The 19,467-nt window shown below is 50.9% G+C and carries 16 protein-coding genes, 1 pseudogene and 1 riboswitch; of the genes and pseudogenes, 8 read left to right on the forward strand and 9 right to left on the reverse strand.

The window, feature by feature from the left end; translation table 11 throughout:
- Positions 1 to 19: 19 nt before the first annotated feature.
- Both JCM12308_RS23025 and JCM12308_RS30880 read right to left on the reverse strand, forming a co-directional pair.
- Positions 20 to 2,419 carry a putative bifunctional diguanylate cyclase/phosphodiesterase gene (locus tag JCM12308_RS23025; RefSeq protein ID WP_208978881.1) on the reverse strand — a complete coding sequence of 800 codons (2,400 nt, stop codon included), beginning with the start codon at positions 2,417 to 2,419 and terminating at the stop codon, positions 20 to 22.
- Entirely contained in the window at positions 2,380 to 3,114 is a 735-nt protein-coding gene (locus tag JCM12308_RS30880) for a hypothetical protein (RefSeq protein ID WP_208978882.1), read from the reverse strand. The genes JCM12308_RS23025 and JCM12308_RS30880 overlap by 40 nt, the downstream gene beginning before the upstream one ends.
- Positions 3,115 to 3,653: 539 nt before the next feature.
- Here JCM12308_RS30880 and JCM12308_RS23030 point away from each other — a divergent pair.
- The 4 genes and pseudogenes from JCM12308_RS23030 to ettA all read left to right on the forward strand — a co-directional run bounded on the left by JCM12308_RS23030 (position 3,654) and on the right by ettA (position 7,608).
- Entirely contained in the window at positions 3,654 to 4,469 is an 816-nt protein-coding gene (locus tag JCM12308_RS23030) for a hypothetical protein (protein ID WP_208608799.1), read from the forward strand.
- Between the two features lie 356 nt (positions 4,470 to 4,825).
- A riboswitch (cobalamin riboswitch) is annotated at positions 4,826 to 5,036 on the forward strand.
- A 35-nt stretch (positions 5,037 to 5,071) separates the two neighbouring features.
- Positions 5,072 to 5,506 carry an energy-coupling factor ABC transporter permease gene (locus JCM12308_RS23035; protein ID WP_208978883.1) on the forward strand — a complete coding sequence of 145 codons (435 nt, stop codon included), beginning with the start codon at positions 5,072 to 5,074 and terminating at the stop codon, positions 5,504 to 5,506.
- Between the two features lie 11 nt (positions 5,507 to 5,517).
- Entirely contained in the window at positions 5,518 to 5,736 is a 219-nt protein-coding gene (locus tag JCM12308_RS30885; protein ID WP_208978884.1) for a hypothetical protein, read from the forward strand.
- 223 nt (positions 5,737 to 5,959) lie between these two features.
- Positions 5,960 to 7,608 (forward strand): annotated as a pseudogene (ettA, locus tag JCM12308_RS23040) (energy-dependent translational throttle protein EttA).
- Positions 7,609 to 7,666: 58 nt separating this feature from the next.
- Here ettA and ospF read toward each other — a convergent pair.
- Both ospF and JCM12308_RS23050 read right to left on the reverse strand, forming a co-directional pair.
- The gene (gene ospF / locus JCM12308_RS23045) at positions 7,667 to 8,404 is read right to left on the reverse strand and encodes a type III secretion system effector phosphothreonine lyase (RefSeq protein WP_008547743.1); all 738 of its coding nucleotides are present in this window, start codon (positions 8,402 to 8,404) and stop codon (positions 7,667 to 7,669) included.
- A gap of 261 nt (positions 8,405 to 8,665) precedes the next feature.
- Positions 8,666 to 9,571 (reverse strand): glycosyl hydrolase family 18 protein, encoded by a 906-nt coding sequence (locus tag JCM12308_RS23050; protein ID WP_054785205.1) that lies wholly within the window; start codon positions 9,569 to 9,571, stop codon positions 8,666 to 8,668.
- A 241-nt stretch (positions 9,572 to 9,812) separates the two neighbouring features.
- Between JCM12308_RS23050 and JCM12308_RS23055 the strand changes: the two genes are divergently transcribed.
- Complete coding sequence (locus JCM12308_RS23055; RefSeq protein ID WP_008548148.1) at positions 9,813 to 10,076, forward strand: hypothetical protein; 264 nt, start codon at positions 9,813 to 9,815, stop codon at positions 10,074 to 10,076.
- A gap of 7 nt (positions 10,077 to 10,083) precedes the next feature.
- Here JCM12308_RS23055 and JCM12308_RS23060 read toward each other — a convergent pair whose 3' ends face one another.
- Both JCM12308_RS23060 and JCM12308_RS23065 read right to left on the reverse strand, forming a co-directional pair.
- A complete protein-coding gene (locus tag JCM12308_RS23060; RefSeq protein ID WP_054785206.1) occupies positions 10,084 to 10,419 on the reverse strand; it encodes a DUF2293 domain-containing protein in 336 nt (111 codons plus the stop codon).
- A 29-nt stretch (positions 10,420 to 10,448) separates the two neighbouring features.
- Entirely contained in the window at positions 10,449 to 12,461 is a 2,013-nt protein-coding gene (locus tag JCM12308_RS23065) for a GGDEF domain-containing protein (RefSeq protein ID WP_208978885.1), read from the reverse strand.
- Positions 12,462 to 12,854: 393 nt separating this feature from the next.
- On the opposite strand from JCM12308_RS23065, the gene JCM12308_RS23070 reads away from it, so the two are divergent.
- Positions 12,855 to 13,481, forward strand: coding sequence for a helix-turn-helix transcriptional regulator (locus JCM12308_RS23070; protein ID WP_054785208.1), 627 nt, complete (start codon positions 12,855 to 12,857; stop codon positions 13,479 to 13,481).
- Between the two features lie 14 nt (positions 13,482 to 13,495).
- On the opposite strand, the gene JCM12308_RS23075 is transcribed toward JCM12308_RS23070, so the two are convergent.
- The 3 genes from JCM12308_RS23075 to JCM12308_RS32830 form a co-directional block, all read right to left on the reverse strand.
- Positions 13,496 to 14,128 (reverse strand): helix-turn-helix transcriptional regulator, encoded by a 633-nt coding sequence (locus tag JCM12308_RS23075; RefSeq protein ID WP_208978886.1) that lies wholly within the window; start codon positions 14,126 to 14,128, stop codon positions 13,496 to 13,498.
- Positions 14,129 to 14,302: 174 nt separating this feature from the next.
- Positions 14,303 to 14,875 (reverse strand): hydrogen peroxide-inducible genes activator, encoded by a 573-nt coding sequence (locus tag JCM12308_RS32825; protein ID WP_306303377.1) that lies wholly within the window; start codon positions 14,873 to 14,875, stop codon positions 14,303 to 14,305.
- Positions 14,803 to 15,189 carry a LysR family transcriptional regulator gene (locus JCM12308_RS32830; RefSeq protein WP_306303374.1) on the reverse strand — a complete coding sequence of 129 codons (387 nt, stop codon included), beginning with the start codon at positions 15,187 to 15,189 and terminating at the stop codon, positions 14,803 to 14,805. Before JCM12308_RS32830 ends, JCM12308_RS32825 begins: the two co-directional genes overlap by 73 nt.
- A gap of 521 nt (positions 15,190 to 15,710) precedes the next feature.
- On the opposite strand from JCM12308_RS32830, the gene JCM12308_RS23090 reads away from it, so the two are divergent.
- Positions 15,711 to 16,796, forward strand: coding sequence for a DUF2336 domain-containing protein (locus tag JCM12308_RS23090; RefSeq protein WP_037036136.1), 1,086 nt, complete (start codon positions 15,711 to 15,713; stop codon positions 16,794 to 16,796).
- 155 nt (positions 16,797 to 16,951) lie between these two features.
- Positions 16,952 to 19,294 (forward strand): mechanosensitive ion channel family protein, encoded by a 2,343-nt coding sequence (locus tag JCM12308_RS23095; protein WP_054785211.1) that lies wholly within the window; start codon positions 16,952 to 16,954, stop codon positions 19,292 to 19,294.
- Positions 19,295 to 19,467: the final 173 nt, after the last annotated feature.

Here is a 19,467-nt window from a genome sequence, read left to right on the forward strand (position 1 = left end):
TTGCTAGAATGCTGCGGGTTTAGTCGCCCGCATCACTCATTTCCTGACTTTGCATAGCTGCTTGTTTTTCTTTCTCTTTTAGCTTCAGAGAAGTTTCCTGCAGCGCAGCGATGTACTGGTCCAGCGCCTGAATTTCCAGATTGGCATTGCTGACATGCTTCGCGGTTTCCCCGTCCATAATCTGCGGACGGCCAATCAGGTAGCCTTGCACCTCATCACAGGATTCATTGCGCAGCAGCTCTAATTCTGGTTCAGTTTCAACACCTTCGGCGATAACTTCCATTCCCAGAGCCTGTCCCAGATCGATGACGGCGCGGATGATGGCTGCCAGTTCTGGTGTCTGAGTTACCCCACTGACGAAGCTGCGGTCGATCTTGAGGCGATCAAACGGGAAGCGGCGCAGATAGCTGAGGGAGGAGTAGCCGGTACCAAAGTCGTCCAGCGCGATGGTGATGCCTAACTCCTTGAGTTGTCTCAGGGTATTGAGGGCGCGGCGATCATCGTGGATCAGGACGCTCTCTGTGATTTCAAGCTCCAGACGCTCCGGTGTCAGGCCACTTCGTGCCAATGCGCCTTCCACTTCCTGGATAAGATATTCATCACAGAACTGCACCGGACTGAGGTTCACACCTACACGATAGCGCTCTGGCCACTGAGACGCCTGCGCACACGCTTCGTTCAGCACCCAGCGGCCAATCGGAATGATCAGACCACTCTCTTCCGCAACAGGAATGAAGTTGTTTGGAGCGATCAGGCCTTTCTCTGGATGGTTCCAGCGCAGCAGTGCTTCAAAGCCGACGATGGAACGGGTGTCAGAGCGGGCCTGAGGTTGGAAGTGAAGCTGAAGTTCTTCATTTTCCAATGCGTTACGCAGATCGCCTTCCATGGTTCGTCTCAGCAGGATGGCTTCTTCCATCTTGTCTTCGAAGAATGCAAAGGTGTTTCTGCCAGCCTCTTTTGCCTCATAAAGAGCTATGTCAGCCTTGGACATGAGCTCGTCAGGATCAGTCCCATGCTCCGGAATAATCGCGATACCGATGCTGGCGCTGGTTCTGATCGTGATGTTGTTACCGACATGGATCGGCTTGGACAGGACTTCGATGATCTTGTTGGTGAGCAGGCCAACTTCTGCCGTTGTCTTCAGATTGACCTGAATGATTGCGAACTCGTCCCCGCCCAGACGAGCGACGGTATCGTGGTGCGTGACACAGGCATTGAGACGGCGGGCGACAGTCTGGATGAGTTTGTCGCCGACGGGATGTCCGTATAAGTCATTGATATCTTTGAAGCGATCCAAATCGAGAACCATGACGGCGGAGATGGTTTCTTCTGCGCAGGCCTGGTTTTCGATGGCTTGCTGGAAGCGCTCGCGGAAGTAGGTGCGGTTCGGCAGACCCGTCAGCATGTCGTGCTGGGCAAGGTGCAGAATACGGGCTTCGTCTTCCTTCTGCTTGCGCATGTCGCGCACAGCGGAAACGCGGAGGTTCTCGTCTCCCACTTCCATCAGGCGGCCACGCACTTCTATCGGAATGCGCTCGCCGGTCTTGCTGAGCAGGATGACTTCATTCGGTGTTGGCTCATTGGCTTGAATGGCCGCGCGGGCTTTCTCACGGTAGTCCGGGGCCACGTGAGACAGCAGACTCGAGCCGCGCATTTCGCCTGCGGAGTAGCCGAGAAGTTCGTAGAGAACGTGGTTACATTCGACGATGATGCCATCGGTTGAGATTGCAAGGCCTTCGAACGCACCTTCTGCGAATGTGGCGAGTTTGCTGAGTTCTTCCTGCTGTTTACTGTCTGAAGTTTCGCTGATTTTTCGCCGCTTCTCATCGCTCTGCAGCTTGTCGAGGAACGAGTTGAAGAGGGATGCGAGGCGTTCTTGCGGGTCCGTATCGCGAACAGGCAGACGCTCGTCCAGCTTGGCGTCATGCCATACCAGTTTGCCGATCAGGTTCTCCATCTGGCTGATGGTGCTGACGATTGGAGAGTCGTTCAGATCAATCTCATCGGCTTTCTGGAACATGCCAGAGTACTTGAAGACTGAGAAAAGGATCAGACCTGTCATAAAGGCCCAAAGGGTCGTCAGAGAAGCGCCAACGGCTTGGAGAACGAAGTTGTCGAAGGTCCAGCCCGCCAGAACATTATCTGATGGAAGTGCCAGAGTGTAGCCAAAGAGGCCCACTAATGAGCCGATTCCGAGGCTCGTATAGTAGATCGTGACTTTGTGGGTCTTGGTTCGGATGAAGACAATACGGGCAGCTGTGACTGAAAGGGCGGAGGCCACGAGTGATAAGGCTGCTACGCCTTCGATCGTCAGGTGTTGCGCATTTCCAAGTGCCGATGCAAGACCGCCGATCAGGCTCAGCAGAATGGTTGGGTACATCACCTTTCTTGGCGCAAAGAAGCCAAAGAGAACACCCAAGGCAACAGAGATGCCCGCAGCGACCAGAACGTTGTAGATCGCAGCGCCCAGCTCACCAGAGTAAATGCTTGTGTTGCCAACTGAAAAACCAATGCCACCGACAGCATGAGAGCTGCACCAGCTTTGATCTGCAGCACATTGTAGTTTTGTGTATTGCGCAGGATATACTCAGGCAGTGCAGGCGAGTTCTTGATGCCGGTGACGAAAATGCCGGAGAATGCCACAAAGGTTGCCAGTAGGGTGACGACCGTTCCACCTCCGATTTGCTCAAAACCTACTGAAAGAACAGTGCCCTGACTGATTGGATGTAAGAGCAGCCCCTGTACGCCTTTCAGGTAGGCTGGGTAGATGACAGCACCAACTGAGAGTGCAAGGATGATGGTTGCGCGGAGTGTGAGCTGATGTGACAGGGGCAAGTATGCGATCACTGCAATCATGGCGGCCATTGCGGCGTGGATTGCTGCGGCATGGACCTCGCTCTGAGGGATGAACTCGACCTCTGACTGCCAAAGGGTCAGCTGAGCTGTGACATCCGGCAGGTTCAGAGTGGTGTCAATCAACAAGCATGCCGCAGAGCTGATTACGATCAGAAGCAATGCGCGGTTGAAAAAGCGAGATGCCCGCATGCGTTCCTGAATGAACAGGCTGGAATACACGACAAGTATTCCAAGAACACCAAGCGCAAATAATCCCACGGACAAAATGGTCCATAGGTTCTGCTGCTGTGTCAGGAGTTCTGCCTGATTTAACGAGCCTTGAAGGCTGGTGTTCGCTGGATCAAAAATTGACGCATACGAAGACACCGACATGAAGTGTAACGATAAACCAATCAGCGTAAGTAAGAGCAATACTGGAAGTAAAAGGGCTCGGAAATGCATTTTGGTACCCCAAGAAATTCCTGGGCATAATTGTTTGAAATTGTTGCGCATTTATTAAGAATTCTAGGGAGTTGAGGGTTTCATCCTAAAAAGTATCGAAAAGAGAGGCGTATATGGCGTTTATCTGACGCTTTCAAAGCAAATTGATGAAAATTGTAAGTAAAAGTTTCGGTGATTGAAATTACTTATATACGTGAATACTCGTATTTGTCTTCAAGTTGAGAGAAAAGAGATTCCGCCCGTCAATCATGATTCTCTTCTCTTTTCACAACTGCATTTAGTTCATTTTTTATGGGCAATTGATGTGCATTGTAGGTCTCCATCTTGCTTGAACAGCTTCTGGGTGATCTTGAGCGATGCAGTGGTCCAGCTTGTTTTTATACTCCGCAGTTTCAGTCATGCAGCCAACCGGTGGTGAGCGGGATAACATCCTGCCGAGCTGGAGTTCCACCACAGCACGCCACGGGATTATTGAGAGCATTGAGCGCATGGGGCGGACGGAAAGCCCGGAGTTCGTGGCGCTGGAAGACCGAGTGGCCGTGCTTGTGGGCGATGGGGCATTGTGGAGTACCGCTGTACAGAGCGCTGACAATAAGGTCGTACCACCCAATGCTGACGGAGATCTTGGCAGTTTCGCTGACTACAGCGAAAGCGTGCGGGCTCATTTGTCCCTCAACGGGCCGAAAGCGGTTGGTGCCAAGTATCGGGAGTTCGCCTATCAGCCTTTAAAGGAACTGGTGGGTTTCCTTAAAGAACATCACTTCGAAATCTGGGTGCTGAGCTTTGGTGATCATGAAGTGGATCGCACCATGGTGGAGCTGAACTATGGTCTGCCGCGCTTCCGGGTTATTGAAGTGTCAGCGACCTCCAGTGAAACCCCGTCTTTGGAGTTGGCGCGTGCGATCTGGGATCGGATTGGTGCAGCCCCCACGGTCTTTCTGGGTCGTACTCAGACAGATCTGGGACTGTTGAAGCTGGCAGGGAAGGGCGAGGGCACTTTGAAAATTCAGATTGCGTCTGGTCAGAGTGGGGTACAGGAAGCCTCCGGCACAACTCCAGATAAGGTCTCCGGAAAGGTTGATTCATGGAGCTTTGTGATTTCACCAGAGAGACATTGGCTCAGGAAGTTCTCGTGGCAGGCTCCTTCAGTAACCAGCCTGAGTAAGAATTAGTAGAAAATACTGAGACTTTCGTTGAGGTCCCTCAGAGATATATTTGAGTTGTTCTAGTTTTAATCGATTGAAGGACTGACTAATTTTGTAACAATGAATAATTTCTGCTGTTTCAGAGGTAATTTTATTTATTTTGATGAAGATCAATGAAGGGATGGGGCACTCTGATATCTCTAAATGCAGCTTCGGCTGGCACTCGGATGGGGGAGTGTCAACTTTCTTAAAGGCGTGTACCACCGGGTACACGCCTCTTTTTTTGCCTGCAGCTTGCAGTGGCTTCTTCTGAGTAGAAACCTCAGGAGTTGAGCGTTTTCCCAACCTCCTCTTATTTCTAGTTGTGTCTTCTCCTGGAATTTACGATATTCCGGCTGTTGGGTTCTATAGAAGCCAAGCTTCTTGGATGAAAAGGGAATGCGGTAGGGATGACCAAAGATGGGCCCGAGCCGCAGCTGCCCCCGCAACTGTTACGTGGTGCGTTCCTCATAAAAGCCACTGGAGATGATCTCTGGGAAGGCGAGTGATGCAAAAGCCATGAGCCAGGAAACCTGCCCGACACAACATAAACTCAAACCGCACGGTGGGTGCGAAGAGGAGCATATTAAATGCATATTGAACCGGGTTACGTTTCTGCGGCCAAGGTTATTGCTGCCAATGCAGGTGCCGTCGGCGTTTTTGTTTGGGGCTGTAAAGAGCAGATCTCTGAATTTCTGAAAGAGCCGCTTACTCTGCTGAAAACACTTTTGGCTGCTGGTTTCTTCTCCATTTTCATGCAGAGTTTCCATTTGTCTGTCGGGCCATCCGAGCTTCATTTTATTGGGGCTATGGCGATGTATCTGACGCTCGGCTTTACACCTGTTCTGCTAGGGTTTGCGATCGGCCTGTTGTTTCAGGCACTCGCTTTTGATCCGCAGGACATGTACCACCTTGGCGTCAACAGCCTGTCTTTGATGCTGCCGCTGATTTCCGTTCATTATCTGGGTGGTAAGCAGCTGTTTGACAAAGACCTGACCAAGCGTCTGAGCTTTGCCAGATACTGAAACTAGATGCGATGTACTATGCTGGTGTGACCGGTATGGTTGGCTTCTGGTTGATGATTGGCGAAGTGGCAACACCATTTACAGCATGGGCGCAGTTCGCTTTGTCTTATCTGGCAATTGTTGTCTTTGAGCCGATTGTGACGTTCATTGCTGTGAAGGGCCTGAAGGCCATTGAAGACAATGCTGTGGTTCGGAATCTTACCGTGGTTCCGCAGCTGAAGATGGCGTAAGTTTCTACGAGTTTACTTGTAGCAGGGGCGGCGGTTTTTACTTGCTGCCCTTTTTCTTGCTTTCGCGAAGCTGGCGGCTTTACAAAAATCCTGATTTTGGAAGAAAAAAGCGGCGGATTTGATCTTCGCTGAAGTGTTATGGATTGCCCCTTGGCGCAGCTTCCACTATGAGTGCTTCCCAGAGAATTCTTAGTTTACACAGATCAGGAGATGCAGGCAGTCCATGGCGCGCCAGTTCATCTATCACATGCACGGGGTCTCCAAGGCCTACGGTGCTAAAAAAGTACTCGACAACATTCACCTGTCTTTCTACCCGGATGCGAAAATCGGTATCCTTGGTCCTAACGGTGCAGGTAAGTCCACTCTTTTGAAGATCATGGCTGGTCTGGATAAAGAGTACACCGGTGAAGCCTGGGCTGCTGAAGGTGCCAAGGTTGGTTACCTGCCGCAGGAACCACATCTAGACCCGGACAAGACCGTCTTTGAAAACGTGATGGAAGGCGTTGCGCACAAGCAGGCAAAGCTGGACCGTTACAATGAGCTGATGATGAACTACTCGGACGAGACTGCCGAGGAAGGTGCTCAGCTTCAGGACGAGATCGACGCTCAGGATCTGTGGAACCTGGAAAGCCAGGTTGAGATGGCAATGGAAGCGCTTCGCTGTCCTCCATCTGACAGCCCTGTGACCAACCTTTCCGGTGGTGAGCGCCGCCGCGTTGCGCTTTGTAAGCTTCTGCTTTCCGAGCCAGATCTGCTGCTGCTCGACGAACCAACCAACCACCTGGACGCTGAAACCGTTCACTGGCTGGAGCGCCATCTGCGCGAGTTCAAAGGCTCTGTACTGATCATCACCCACGATCGCTACTTCCTTGATAATGTGACTGGCTGGATTCTGGAGCTCGACCGCGGTCAGGGCATCCCATATGAGGCAACTACACCACATACCTTGAGAAAAAGACCAAGCGTATGGAGCAGGAAGGCCGTGAGAACATGGCTCGCTCTCGTGCGATCAAGCGCGAAAAAGAGTGGATGGGTATGTCTCCGAAAGGCCGCCAGACCAAGTCCAAAGCCCGTATTAAGGCTTATGACGACCTGCTGGCTGCTCAGGAAGAGCGTATGCCTACCATTGAGCAGATCATGATCCCGGTTGGTGAGCGTCTTGGTAACAACGTGATTGACGTTGAGAATGTCTCCAAGGGCTTTGGTGATCGTCTGCTGATTGACGATCTGTCCTTCAAACTGCCACGCGGTGGTATTGTTGGTGTGATCGGTCCAAACGGTGCTGGTAAATCAACCCTCTTCAAGCTGCTGACCGGTCAGGAAACTCCTGACAGTGGTAAAGTTGAGCTTGGTGAGCGCGTGCATCTTGGTTACGTAGATCAGTCTCGCGACAAGCTGGATGACAGCAAGACCGTTTGGGAAGAAATTTCCGAAGGTGCTGAAGTTATCTACCTGGACAAGAAAGAGATCAACTCTCGCGCATATTGTTCTTCCTTCAACTTTAAGGGTGCAGGACAGCAGGCGAAAGTTGGCGACCTTTCCGGTGGTCAGCGTAACCGCGTGCACCTCGCTAAGGTTCTGAAGTCTGGCGCTAACGTGCTGCTGCTCGATGAGCCGACTAACGACCTTGACACCGAAACCCTTGCTGCGCTGGAAGACGCTCTGGAGAGCTATGCAGGTTGTGCCGTGGTTATCTCGCACGATCGTATGTTCCTCGACCGTCTGGCAACGCACATGCTGGCCTTTGAAGGTGACTCCCACGTTGAGTGGTTTGAAGGTAACTTCGAAGACTACGAGAAAGATAAGGTTCGTCGTCTGGGCGCACACGCTGCTGACCCACGCCGCATCAAGTACAAGCCACTTACCCGCTAAGTATTGCTTTCTATAAAGAATTAAGGCCCGCATTTGCGGGCCTTTTTTGTTGGGAGGTTTAAATCGTGAGAAGTTCGAAAACCGGTTCCCGGCGCAAAGCCTCTGTCTGGGCGACGCCACCTTCACGATCACTGCGAAGTTCATTGCGGTAGCTGGCAAACTCCCAATGGTGAGCAGAAACATCTGAGGCCGGACGTTCGCCCGGTTGAATGCCTGCATGGGTGAGCTTTTGCTCGATTGCTTCAACGAAGGATTTATCGTTCTTCAGATCCTGTGCGGTGTATTGGGAATCTTCGGAGGTTGGGCGTAGATATAGAGTGAACTGCGCTCCGACCTGAACACGAGAACCTTCTGTTACACGGGTCATGTCTGTGACTTTCCATTTGTCGACAGGAGAGTCCTCAGAGAAAAGCAGGGTGTTAATGGCGTCAAATGCTGCTGGTACCTGGCTCGGCTCGATGCTCAGGTGGATTTTATCGCCAGCATACTCACCCTGAGCTTTCGCATCGATGCGTTTGGTATGGATGAAACTATCCTGGTTCTCGATGTTCAGAGTGCGCCAACCGCTGTTTTCTGAGCCCCAGCCGCTACCACGTGCACCTTCAAAAGTTGGTGGATTGGATGCTGGGCGGAAGACAGGTGCCGGGAGATCTTTCACCTGCTGTGCAATAGCGTCTTGCTTTCCCGCAAGACCGCCTGGCTTGTTTGCCTGATGATTTGCAGCAGGCGCCTGTTGCGGCTGGTTCAGTTGAAGTGGTGGGACTTGAAGCTTAAGAGATAGTCCGAACTTTGGCATGTGATCCTCTCCTCATATTGAATTTTTTCAGGCTGCATCTTCGGATGGAGGTGTTTTGCCATCGTGCTTTTGCAACCATTGAGGGAGACCCTAGGGAATATGCATCGTGCATTACGTGCTGCTCGGCACTGATCACGAAAAAGTTTTTCGGACCAGGAGTTGTGAGGGTGCTCTTTTGAGAGAAATCTATTGTCTGGAGTTAAAACTTTGCTGCTGAGCGGCGGAGCAAGATTTGCTCCGCCGCTCGCTAATTGGTCAGGATCAGTTGCCTAGTGCTTTTGCCATGGTTTGTGCCCAATCATCTGTACCCGTATCTGAGCCGTACTCAGTGGGGTACTGCCACCCCATCATACCGGCAAAATCGGGTTCTTTAGCCAGTAGTGGTGAGATGAGATTATCTACGATCTCATCGGCAGACAGATAGCCATTTACGGAGGCTGAGCCGGTGACATTTTGCAGTGTGGTCGGTTTGCCGAGGATAAGCTTGGAGATCGGAACGCCAGTTGATGCGATTCCGATAATGCTGGAGGGGAATGTCTGACCATTTACCAGCTCAGTACCTGCAACTTTGCCGGTTTCTTCTGCTGCAGTTTCCCCAACATACCACTGATTGTTGTAGTACTGGATGTTGTAGAGATCGATTGCGTCTCCGGCATTCTTGGCCACATCTACGTACACTTGTGTGTAGGAACCTGGAGCGCCGCCATAAAAGTAGGGTGCTTGCGGTGCATGGGTAACGAAGTTATGACCGTCCGGCAGCTGGTCCTTCAAGGCTTTGGAGAGGTCCACGAGGAAGGTTGGGGCATCATACCCCGTGTAGTTGGTATCTTCCCAGTCAATATCGACACCATCGAGACCGTGGTCGGTTACCATTTTGGTCAGCTGTTGCACGGTGTTGTCGAGGTTGTTTGCCAAGGCAGCCCAGGCTGGGGTTGAGAAGACTTCTCCACCCATAGAAATCAATACTCGCTTACCTGCAGATTTCAGGTTGCTGATGAGATCTGGCGCATCGAACATTGCTTGAAGTTCTGTGCTAGGGGAGAGATTTCCTGCTTCATCACCGACAACAAAGCACAGAATGACTGTTGTGTAATCGCTTTCCGCCATCTTAGCGATGAGCTGCGCATTGGTGCTGAGTGCGTACCCGACAATTTCTTTATTTGGCATCTTGTTTCCTTTTTCCTGCGGCCAAAGCGGCTGCGTTTAGCTGACGAAAAGAAGGAAAGATCGTGAAACAGAAACGGTGCCGTGGTTAATGTTATGCAAGGGGCTGATTTAGAAGAGCAGCAGTCTCATTCTATATTCATGCTTCATACGTAGATGTGCTGATGTGACGCATGCGCGCAACTGCTAAATTGATGTAAGTCAAGACTGTGTTCTTCCCCATCAATCAAAAACGGGCACTGTAATGAGCGATACAACTTTGTCTTCTGCTGAGGCTCAGCAGGATAGCGATCCGCTGTTCTTTAAAATACTCTTCCTCGTCCCAATTATTGGCTGGTTGTTTAAAGACGCTGTTCACGGGAACAGTGAAGCGAAATACTATTTCTGCGCCAACTTCTTTGTTGGCTGGGGCCTTGCAATTGCGTTCTTCGGCTATGCTGCGATTATTATTCCAGCACTGTGTCTGGTAGCACTTGCCTTTACTTGGATTATTGGTGTTTGCCGATAATTTATAGCTACTGATCGTGCTCGCCGCTTCCACTGGGAGCGGCCAGCAGTTCATCCGCAGTTATGGTGCCACCCCACGATGTGATGGTGGCTTCCATTTCGTCAGCCACGCAGTAGCGTGCGGCGTCGCGGTCCAAACCGTCTTCTAGCAAATCATCATAATCCGTGTATTGGTGGCGCACATAACTGGTTGTTGCCAGCAGAACGGCGATATGTGCCGGTAGGTGGCGCAGATGTTGCTGGTTGGCTTTGCTTCTGATTTCAGCTGCATCCAGAAATGGTACGTGTGGTATCAGCGCGCCGAGTGCATCACTGATTGCCCGTTGTCTTTTGGTCTTGCTCACACATGATCTCTTGCGCTGATGTTTAAACGCTAATTTATCATGGATGACGGCAGACGCGACACTCTTCTATGTGCGATGCTTGATTTTGCTCTCTGGATTGGATCCTGAGAGATACCCAGCACATGTTTCTTATAGATTTCCGAGAAGCGTTGTTCTGGTGCATAGAACTCTCCCTGAACATACTCCGCTCCAAGCTCTTCTAGCTTTTCTTCGGTGTGAGCGTTCTTGATTTCTGAGAGAATGATCTCGATGTTCAGAGCATGTGCGAACTCGGTTGCGGCGATGAGCAGGCGGGCTGTCTTTTCGTCTTCAAAGAGCTTCTCAACAGATCCTGCGTGCAGCTTGATGTATGAGATGTTCAGTTTCTGGAAGTGCTCGATCTTAAGACCGCCGGAATCGAAATGGTTGATGCAGAGTTTAACGCCAGTGCTGGTGAGTTCATTGAGCTGACTGATCAGGATGTGTGCGTTGGCCCGCAGGAGAACCCGTGAGGGGATCTCTAATGTGAACTTGTCTGGTTGGACGTTGTTTTCCTGAAGCAGATAACTGAGATCATCGCAGAAACCTTCCTTCAATAGAGATGGCACTGGCACGCGGAACAGGAACTCCCAAGGTTCCATCGATGTGTTCTGGCAAGCGCGCATGGTGTGAATGATAGCTGCAATTGTAGTATCGCCGAGAATGTCGCTGAAGCTGGCGCTGTCGAAGATTTTGGAGAGATCGCTGCCACGTGCAATTTCAAGGATTTGTGTAGGCCAGTCTGGGCGGGCTTCTAGCATTTTGATCTTGCTGGTCTTGCAAGTTCTTATGGGTTGGAACACGGTGCCAACCTGATTTTGCATGAGTGCCTGTTTTGCGGTGCGCTGCAATGTGACCTGTCGATCCAGCCGCGTGCGCATCACCTGATTGAAGAGGCTGGCGCGGTTCCGGCCTCGTTTCTTTGCATGATACAGAGCTGTGTCGGCACTCTCTTGCAGTTCTTTGACGTTGTTCGCATGACGCGGAAACACGGCAGCACCGATGCTGACCTTGGGCCGGATCTCGCTATGCTCGTGATAGATCGGATGACTGAGGGTTGCAGGCAGCTCCTCCAGTAATGCTCTGATTTGGTGACACGAGGTGTCTTCCAGCAGCAGGGCAAACTCGTCGCCACCTAAGCGAAGGGCGGTGATGTTCTCACATTCCATCTGTTTGAGGCGATCGGAAATAGCAACCAATGCTGCATCACCTGCAGCGTGGCCGTGGGCATCATTGATGACTTTCAGATGATCCAGATCCACATAGAACAAAGCGACGCGTTGGTCTGGATCGGTGACGCTCTCGATTGCATCCGAGATCAGTTGCTCAAAGCTTTCTCGGGTGCGCAGGCCAGTGAGTGGGTCGATGTTGCAGACTGTGAAAATCTCACGCGGATTGGACTGCTGTGGGGGAAGCAAATATCTTGCGGAGGCTGGATCGTGAATGCGAAGTGTATCGTTCAGATCGTTGGCTGAGAGGATACGCAACAGGCCGGGAACCAGAATGCGTGCCAGGTTTCTGAAGCTTTTCAACTTCTTGGTGAGGTCCGCATTGATGAGCTGATCAGAACCACTTTGAAAGTGTGCTCTTGGGAAGTGCGTGGATGTGTTTGTCTCTGCGTTGCAAAGGATGCCAACGACTGCGATGACGCGGTCTTGCAGAGAAAGCGGCATGAGTGCAATGAACTGTGTGGCAGACTGAGATGGCGTGGCAGAGGTGCTTTCACTTCTAAATCGGTGTGGGAAGATCTGGACATCATCACCGCAGATTGGCAGCTCGGTAATTTTGGTCAGTAGGGCTCGTAGTTGTGCTTCCAGTGGAAGGATACTGTCAGAAACGAAGAGCTCTGTATCGTGGAGATCATCCTGCGGGTTGATCATAATGAAGGTGGGCAGCTCGAACAGTTTTTCATAGACGCGCAAGACAGATTGCGCGAAAGGCTGTTGGCGCGTCTCAGCAGAATGAGGGTTCGTTCTGTAAACGGGGTACTCGATATTGTATTTTGTGTTGCCTGCTTCAGACATCATTCCCACCACTATCAACCAATTGTTTACCACGCCTCTATTGATAGGGATTATGGGCTTTTACGCAAAAAGAAAGCGGGGGGCTCTCTGAGAATTTGGGGGCATGTTGTGCGGGAATACTATAAAAATACTAGGTAAATTTTAGGAAAATGGGGATAAGCGTCTTCGAATTTTTCAGTTTATATGAAAAGTGAAATTTCTTATTTGCGCATTACATATGTAGGTGAGTAATTATGATGCATAATCTCTTCTACGGCAAAGACAATACTATTTTATGGGTAAGTTATCAGTGATTCCTTGCTGTGGTTTACAGAGGGCACAAGCCCAGTAGCTTTTGCTTTATTAGGAAAGCTAAAACTTTTCATATAATTTCTAGTGTGCTATGAGTTTCCTATGAGTGATCGCACAAAAGACAGACTGATGTACGCGCTTAAATCGCGTGGACCTAACACAGCGGCAACCCTGGCTAAACACCTGGGCGTAACGGCTGTGGCTGTACGTCAGCATCTGGATGCGCTCCTTGAAGCAGAGCTTGTTGAGTTTGAAGATCTGAAGGGTACTGTTGGCCGTCCGCGCAGGACCTGGCGTCTTTCGGATAATGGCAACAAGAAGTTTCCTGACAACCATAGCGGTGTGCTTGTTGATTTGCTTGGCAACATCAAAGACCTCTATGGAGAAGAGGGGCTTCAGCGCTTGATTGATGCGCGTGCTGATCAGTCCCGCAAGTCCTATGTGTCTGCGATGAAGTCTGCCAAGACGCTCTCTGAAAAACTGCATTGCCTTGCTGAGCAGCGCAGTGAAGAAGGCTACATGGCTGAGGTTCTTAAGGATGGGGAGGAGAGCTTCCTGTTTGCCGAGAACCACTGTTCCATCTGTGCCGCAGCCCGGTCCTGCCAGCATTTCTGCCAGTCTGAGCTGGATCTGTTTCAGGATGTGCTGGGTGCGGATGTGCGTGTAGAGCGCGTGGAGCATATCCTCAAAGGGGATCGCCGCTGCCTCTATAAAGTTTCGCCGAACTAATCGGGCCTTTACTATTACACCAGAATTGAGAGAAGCATTGCCAGCTCTACACGGCTGCTTACGTTCAGCTTTGCGTAGATGTTCTTGCGGTGCGTGCGCAGTGTGTTCTTGGTGATGTCCAGATCTGCTGCGATTTGAGGCTCTGTTTGTGTTCCTGACAGCTGTTCCAGAACGATTGCCTCCTTGTCCGTCAGGCGGAAGAGGGCGGTTGCTTTCTGGATGTTGATCTGCTGTTGGATTTCCAGATCGGTGATGAAGAGGAAGAACAAGTCCTCATAATCCGTATCAACCAGACGGATATCGATATGGATTGGGCGCAGGAATGCCTCGTCACGGCGGAGCACCAGCTCCTGCTGCACATCCAGATCAATGGTGGCTGTTGCCAGGCTTTGTGCGTTCTGGAACTCGCGCTGATGGCTCGGATCCGTGAACTCCAGCCTACCGGTGCTGATCTTGATTTGAGGCGTTTGCTCAAACAGGCGTTTGGCGAACTCGTTGCTGCGCAGGATCGTGCCATTTCCCTGAATTATGGCCACGCCCTTTTGTAGCCGGTCAAGGCTGTCTGCAAGGTAGCTGCAGAAGGCTTGGTCTACAATGTGGGCGATCTCATTGCTCAAGGTATTGGATTCCTGTTTTACACCGAGCAACAAAAAATGGCTGATGGTGTAATAGCGTGCGTTTGAATGGAAGGAAGTTCATTTAAATAAGAGTCGTTCTTCTATTCCATATTCTATAGCTTAGTGAAAAATCGATAATGCGTATGCAGTCATACGGCATATTTTTCGGTTATTCACAGCAACGGGTTGAATTAACTACTTTCATTAGTTGGTGACGTTACGCAAACACCTTGCGAGCGCCATGTAATCCTCGCTTTTAGGCGAAGTTTTTCGCCAGATTAAACCTATCCTACGGGAAGGTTGGGGCTCTGCAAACCGCAAAAGTGTTATGCGATCATCTGCGATTTCTGTATCTGCGCAAATTTCCGGTAGTACGGTTACCCCATATCCAGCGGCCACCATGTGGAGGACTGTGGCGATACTTGTGGCGCCCACATTAGCTGATTGATTTTGACCAATTGATCCACAAAAGCTTAGTGTTTGATCTCTGAGGCAGTGACCTTCTTCCAGTAGCAGCAGGTTCTCACCGTGCAGATCGTCAGGGCCCATGCGTTTGCGTTCGTCGATTTCGCGTGAACTGGCTACAGCTAAAAGGAAGTGATCTTCAAAGATTGGTGCTTCTTCCAGATCGGGCTCTTCAACAGGCAAAGCCACGAGGACAGCGTCCAGAGTGCCGTGTTTGAGTTCGCTGAGCAGGGTGGCAGTCAGTGTTTCGCGAAGATCCAGCTGCAGTGCAGGATACTGCTTTGTGAGAGCTGGCAGCAGTTTCGGGAGGATGTAGGGGCGAGTGAGGGGATGACGCCGAGGCGGATGGTTCCGCTTAAAGGGGAAGCGGCGTGTTCTGCATAGGCCTTAAGGTCTTGCATCTCCCGCAGGATCTGGTTCGCACGCTTTGCGATCTCTTCGCCTTCCGGTGTCAGACGGATGGAGCGGGCGTTCCTCTCGATCAGGCACAGGCCGAGTTCTTTCTCCAGGTCGCGGATCTGCATGGAAAGGGCGGGTTGGGAGACGCAGACTTCTTCCGCGGCATTTCCGAAGTGGCCGTGCTGTTGGACAGCAACGAAATAGCGAAGTTGTTTGAACGTAAGCATGAGATAAAAATATCTTATTGCGGGTTGAAACTGAATTCACATTTGCTGATGAAATGTTGATGCTATTGCCGCTCTGAAATTGTTGATTTTCTTAGGTGGCTTAGAAACTTAACCTCGGGCGACTCAAGGGTGCTTCATCCGGAACTTGACCTTTTGGTAAGGAATTAACGTTTTGAGCGCCGTAAATGTTGATGAAGCCACTCAAAATTTGGGGACGTTCTGACAAAAAGAGAGTGTGTCACAAACAGGAAGTTAACGAGGCTTGGAGCATGTGCCGAACAGATGAACGTGGTTAAGGATTTGTGATATTTTTGTAAGCCCTTGTTGTTGCTTATTTTTTTAATTAAATTTCTGAGGTCCTCGCTAGAGCCCGAAAACTTATTGGTTTTTTTGTTATTCAAAGCATGCAAATCGCACATTAATTTTTCTAAATTAACTAAAAATAGAAGAGATTGAGTTAGGTTTTGTTTAATCCTGTTTCTTAGGTTTTTATCAGTTTGCGTATCCCATCGGTGTTTTAAATGTCATCTGACTTGGCTTCTCATATCGTTGACTTCAAATCTCTGGCGCTTGAAAAAAATATCGAGCGGCGCTCGGAGCTTGCCCGCCATGTGGCACTTTTGTTTGCCCGGACGTGGGAGCGGTGCTCTGATGATCAGATTGATATCTATGATAGCGTCATGCTCCGTCTCTCAGAAATGGTTGAGCGGCATGCGCTGAGTTATATGGCTGAGCAGCTTTCTGAAGTGCGTCGTGCTCCGGAACAGACTGTTCGCAAGCTTGCCTTTGATGAGATTGATATCGCTGAGCCGCTGCTGCGGAGCTCTAACGTGTTGCGTGAGAGTGATCTGGTGAGCATTGCGCGCAGCAAGAGTGATGATCACCGTCTGGCGATTGCAAAGCGTGATGTGATTTCTGAGAATATCAGTGAGGTTCTGGTCGATCTTGGAAACTCCGAGGTGAAACAGACTGTTGCTGGCAATGATGGTGCGGTGCTGGGTCAACGCAGTGTGAACTCTCTGATGAGTGAAGCGCGCGGGGATGAGGTGCTGCAGATGGCGCTTGGTCAGCGTGCAGACCTTGCTGATGCGCATATCGAAGCGCTTATTAATTTCGCCAGTGAGCAGGTTCGCAAGCAGCTTATTAAAGAAGGTGCAAGCGATGTTGCTGGCAAGCTTCCAAAAGCTGCGCGGATTGCGGCTGGTAAGCTTTCCAACGAGTTCTGGCTTGGTCGCTATGACTTTGAGACTGGACGTGGCCGTGTGATGGAGCTGGTTCGTCAGGGCCGCCTCAATGAAAATGCTCTGCGTGCTTACGCGGAAGAGGATCGTTTTGCCGAGGCTGTTGCTGCATTTGCTATGCTGGCAGGGATTGGTCATTCTGAGGCGCAGCACTGGACAGTGCGTAACGACACGGAGCCATTCCTTGTTGTGTGCCGGGCGTCTGGCTTTGGCATGATGACTGTTCAGGCGCTCTTGAAGATTGGGCCGTGGCGGTATCGCCTTTCCAACTCTCAGCGACAGGCTGCGCTGAAGACTTATCAGGCTTTGGATCAGCAGGAAGCTTATAAGCAGTTCATCACCTGGAAAGAGCAATGGATGGCTTAGAGCCCGCTCTTTATGCATTGGTTATTCAAGGGTCGCTTTGGCGGCCCTTTTCTTTGTCAATTTAATCCAAAAGTCGAGTGGTTCTTCAAAAGCAACTTTAGGTACTCGTCGTGTTTACTCCTGCCTGATTGGGTCGTGTAGCCAAAGCAGGATTGATGCAAGTAAGAAAAAGCAAAAAAGTTTCTTCTGACAGTGCTAAAGCGGATCGCTTCCTTAATTTCCTTATCTCCTTTCTGACGCTGCTTGTTCTGGTTGGTATGGGGCTCCTGTTGCACATCAGTTTTGTGGCCGCGCAAACGGCGGAAACAGGAACTTCCGCTGTTGCAGCTCCCATGGTTGAAGAGCAGGAGATGATGGTGCAGAGCGCACCTGCTGCTATGGGCAATGAAGAGCTGGTCTTTGGACTGTCGAATGGCCTTGAGCTGTTCTCGCTGGAGAATATCGATCGTTCCAGCGAGTCCCTGAATGCTGTCTTGTTGGATCTGGGTAACTTTCCGGTTCATGTTCACAACGCTTTGGAACGGGCGCGGCCTGATACTAACGTTTCCTGGGTCTGGCAGATTTTTGCGTTGACGCTGTTTGCTGTCACCATTGGCTTTGTGGTGGAGCTGCTGGCTGACAAGTTGTTTGCCAAGCGGTTGCTGCGGTTTTATCGGGGTAAGCCAGAGAGCAGGGCGGAGAAGATTGGTTTTCTGTTCTCCCGGTCACTGGTGCAGGTGGCAGCGATCTTTCTGCATGTGATTGTGACCTTCGCACTTATCCTCGTGATCTCGGATAACACGGAGAGTGTGCGGCATGCGGCGTTGATCTTCGCCAGCTTCTACTTCTTCTTCCGTCTGCTGCTTGTCTTTACGCGAAACTTTCTGGCTGTTGGAAATGAGCATCACCGGGTGGTGCCGCTGGATGATCAGGTGGCGCGATCCTTTCTACATGCCATTGTTTTCTGTGGTGGCGTGGCCTTCTTTCTTCTGGCGTTTGGCAGGTGGATGAGCCACTTGTCGCTTAATGCCAATGCGCAGCGTATTCTGGATTTGCAGAGTGGGTTGTTCCTGGCCGTGTCCGCTGCAGTGATCTGCTACATTTATCGCAGGCCGATCGGGAACTGGTTTTCAGGTCAGCAAGATCCAGCTCAACGGCGCCGGGTCTGGCGGCGGTTGTTTAGTCAGAACTGGCATCTGGCAGCTCTGGCTTACTTTCTGGTGGCGTGGCTGGTGTTTGCGCACCGGCTGCTGTTGGGGCTGACCTACGACAGTTTGCTGCTGCTTGCTCCGATTGTTGCGATCTTTGCCAGCGTGTTGCTCTACGGCATTCTTCTTCTCGTCATTGATAAATGGCTGTTACCGCCGATCAACATCGACAAGCTGCAAGATGCGTTTGTTGAAGAGATTGTGCAGGTAGAGGAAAGAGCGGGGCACACTTACAACCAAGAGGAAGTCAACGCTGAGGCGCGGGCGTTGGCCGCGGACAAGGAAGCTGGGCGACAGCCCTATCGGCAGCTACTAGACCATGGTGCCCGTTTGGTGACGCTGATGTTTGGTCTGGCGGTCATCATCGAAGCGTGGGGGATCAATCTCTTCAAGCAGGATGGGCTGTTTGGCAATCTGGTTGAAGTGGCGTTGATCGTGTTCTTTGGCTACATGGCCTATCAGGCTGTTCACATTACCATTCAGCGTCAGATCGAGATCTCTGAAAGCGACAAGAGTGGGCAGGCCAAGATGGGGCGGTTGGCGACGCTGCTTCCAATCCTACGGAACTTTCTGCTGATCTCTATTGTGGTGCTTTCCGGCATGGTTGCTTTGTCAGAGATCGGGGTGAACATCGGCCCGTTGTTTGCCGGCGCTGGTGTTGTCGGGCTTGCTGTTGGCTTTGGGGCACAGACGCTGATCAAAGACATCTTTTCAGGTGCGTTCTTCCTGCTGGATGATGCTTTCCGCACGGGTGAGTACATCTATGTGACCAACAATGTGGAAGGGACGGTTGAGCGGATCTCCATCCGGTCCATGCAACTGCGTCAGTCTGATGGTCTTCTGAACACGGTTCCCTTTGGCAACCTGTCTTTCGTGAAGAACTCCTCCCGTGACTGGACCATGATGAAGCTGGCGTTTCGGGTTACTTATGATACGGATGTAGACCGGATGCGGGAGTTGATCTCTCAGCTTGGAGACAAACTGCTCAATGATCCTGAGTTGGGGCCGAAGTTTCTGGAGCCGCTTCAATCACAAGGCATCACTGCGCTGGAAGATTCCGCGATGATCGTGCGCGTGAAGTTCACGACGCGGCCAGGGGATCAGTACATTCTGAGGAAGGCTGTGTTTGCAGGCATTCGGGAGATCTTTAACCGCGAAGGCATCACATTTGCCCACCGTGAGGTGAAAGTGAGGATCGATGAAGGGGCTGTGAGAGGCCAGTCTTTCTCTGACTCACAGAAAAAGGCGATGGGTGGTGCTGTTTTACCGATTGTTGAAGACGATGACCCGGATAATCCTTCCAAGGCATAAACGCCGCAAATTGGCGGTTTTTCGCTCTGTTTGACCCATGGGAATGTCAGAGTTGAAATTTGATCAGCCAATTTTCAAGGAAAACTCAGAAAAACTATTCCTCTTTTGGTGCGAGAAGGGAATGTTCCTCCTTGTCATCGAGTTCTTATACGTATAAAGATATCTTTATATCA

The sequence above is a fragment of the Pseudovibrio denitrificans JCM 12308 genome (assembly GCF_001310815.1).
Lineage (GTDB): Bacteria > Pseudomonadota > Alphaproteobacteria > Rhizobiales > Stappiaceae > Pseudovibrio > Pseudovibrio denitrificans.

Bases quoted from the DNA above. Each gene is read 5' to 3' on its own strand.
- JCM12308_RS23030 (WP_208608799.1), top strand. From the start codon at position 3,654: ATGCAGTGGTCCAGCTTGTTTTTATACTCCGCAGTTTCAGTCATGCAG.
- JCM12308_RS23035 (WP_208978883.1), top strand. From the start codon at position 5,072: ATGCATATTGAACCGGGTTACGTTTCTGCGGCCAAGGTTATTGCTGCC.
- JCM12308_RS30885 (WP_208978884.1), top strand. From the start codon at position 5,518: ATGTACTATGCTGGTGTGACCGGTATGGTTGGCTTCTGGTTGATGATT.
- ospF (WP_008547743.1), bottom strand. From the start codon at position 8,404: ATGCCAAAGTTCGGACTATCTCTTAAGCTTCAAGTCCCACCACTTCAA.
- JCM12308_RS23050 (WP_054785205.1), bottom strand. From the start codon at position 9,571: ATGCCAAATAAAGAAATTGTCGGGTACGCACTCAGCACCAATGCGCAG.
- JCM12308_RS23055 (WP_008548148.1), top strand. From the start codon at position 9,813: ATGAGCGATACAACTTTGTCTTCTGCTGAGGCTCAGCAGGATAGCGAT.
- JCM12308_RS23065 (WP_208978885.1), bottom strand. From the start codon at position 12,461: ATGTCTGAAGCAGGCAACACAAAATACAATATCGAGTACCCCGTTTAC.
- JCM12308_RS23070 (WP_054785208.1), top strand. From the start codon at position 12,855: ATGAGTGATCGCACAAAAGACAGACTGATGTACGCGCTTAAATCGCGT.
- JCM12308_RS32830 (WP_306303374.1), bottom strand. From the start codon at position 15,189: ATGCTTACGTTCAAACAACTTCGCTATTTCGTTGCTGTCCAACAGCAC.
- JCM12308_RS23090 (WP_037036136.1), top strand. From the start codon at position 15,711: ATGTCATCTGACTTGGCTTCTCATATCGTTGACTTCAAATCTCTGGCG.
- JCM12308_RS23095 (WP_054785211.1), top strand. From the start codon at position 16,952: ATGCAAGTAAGAAAAAGCAAAAAAGTTTCTTCTGACAGTGCTAAAGCG.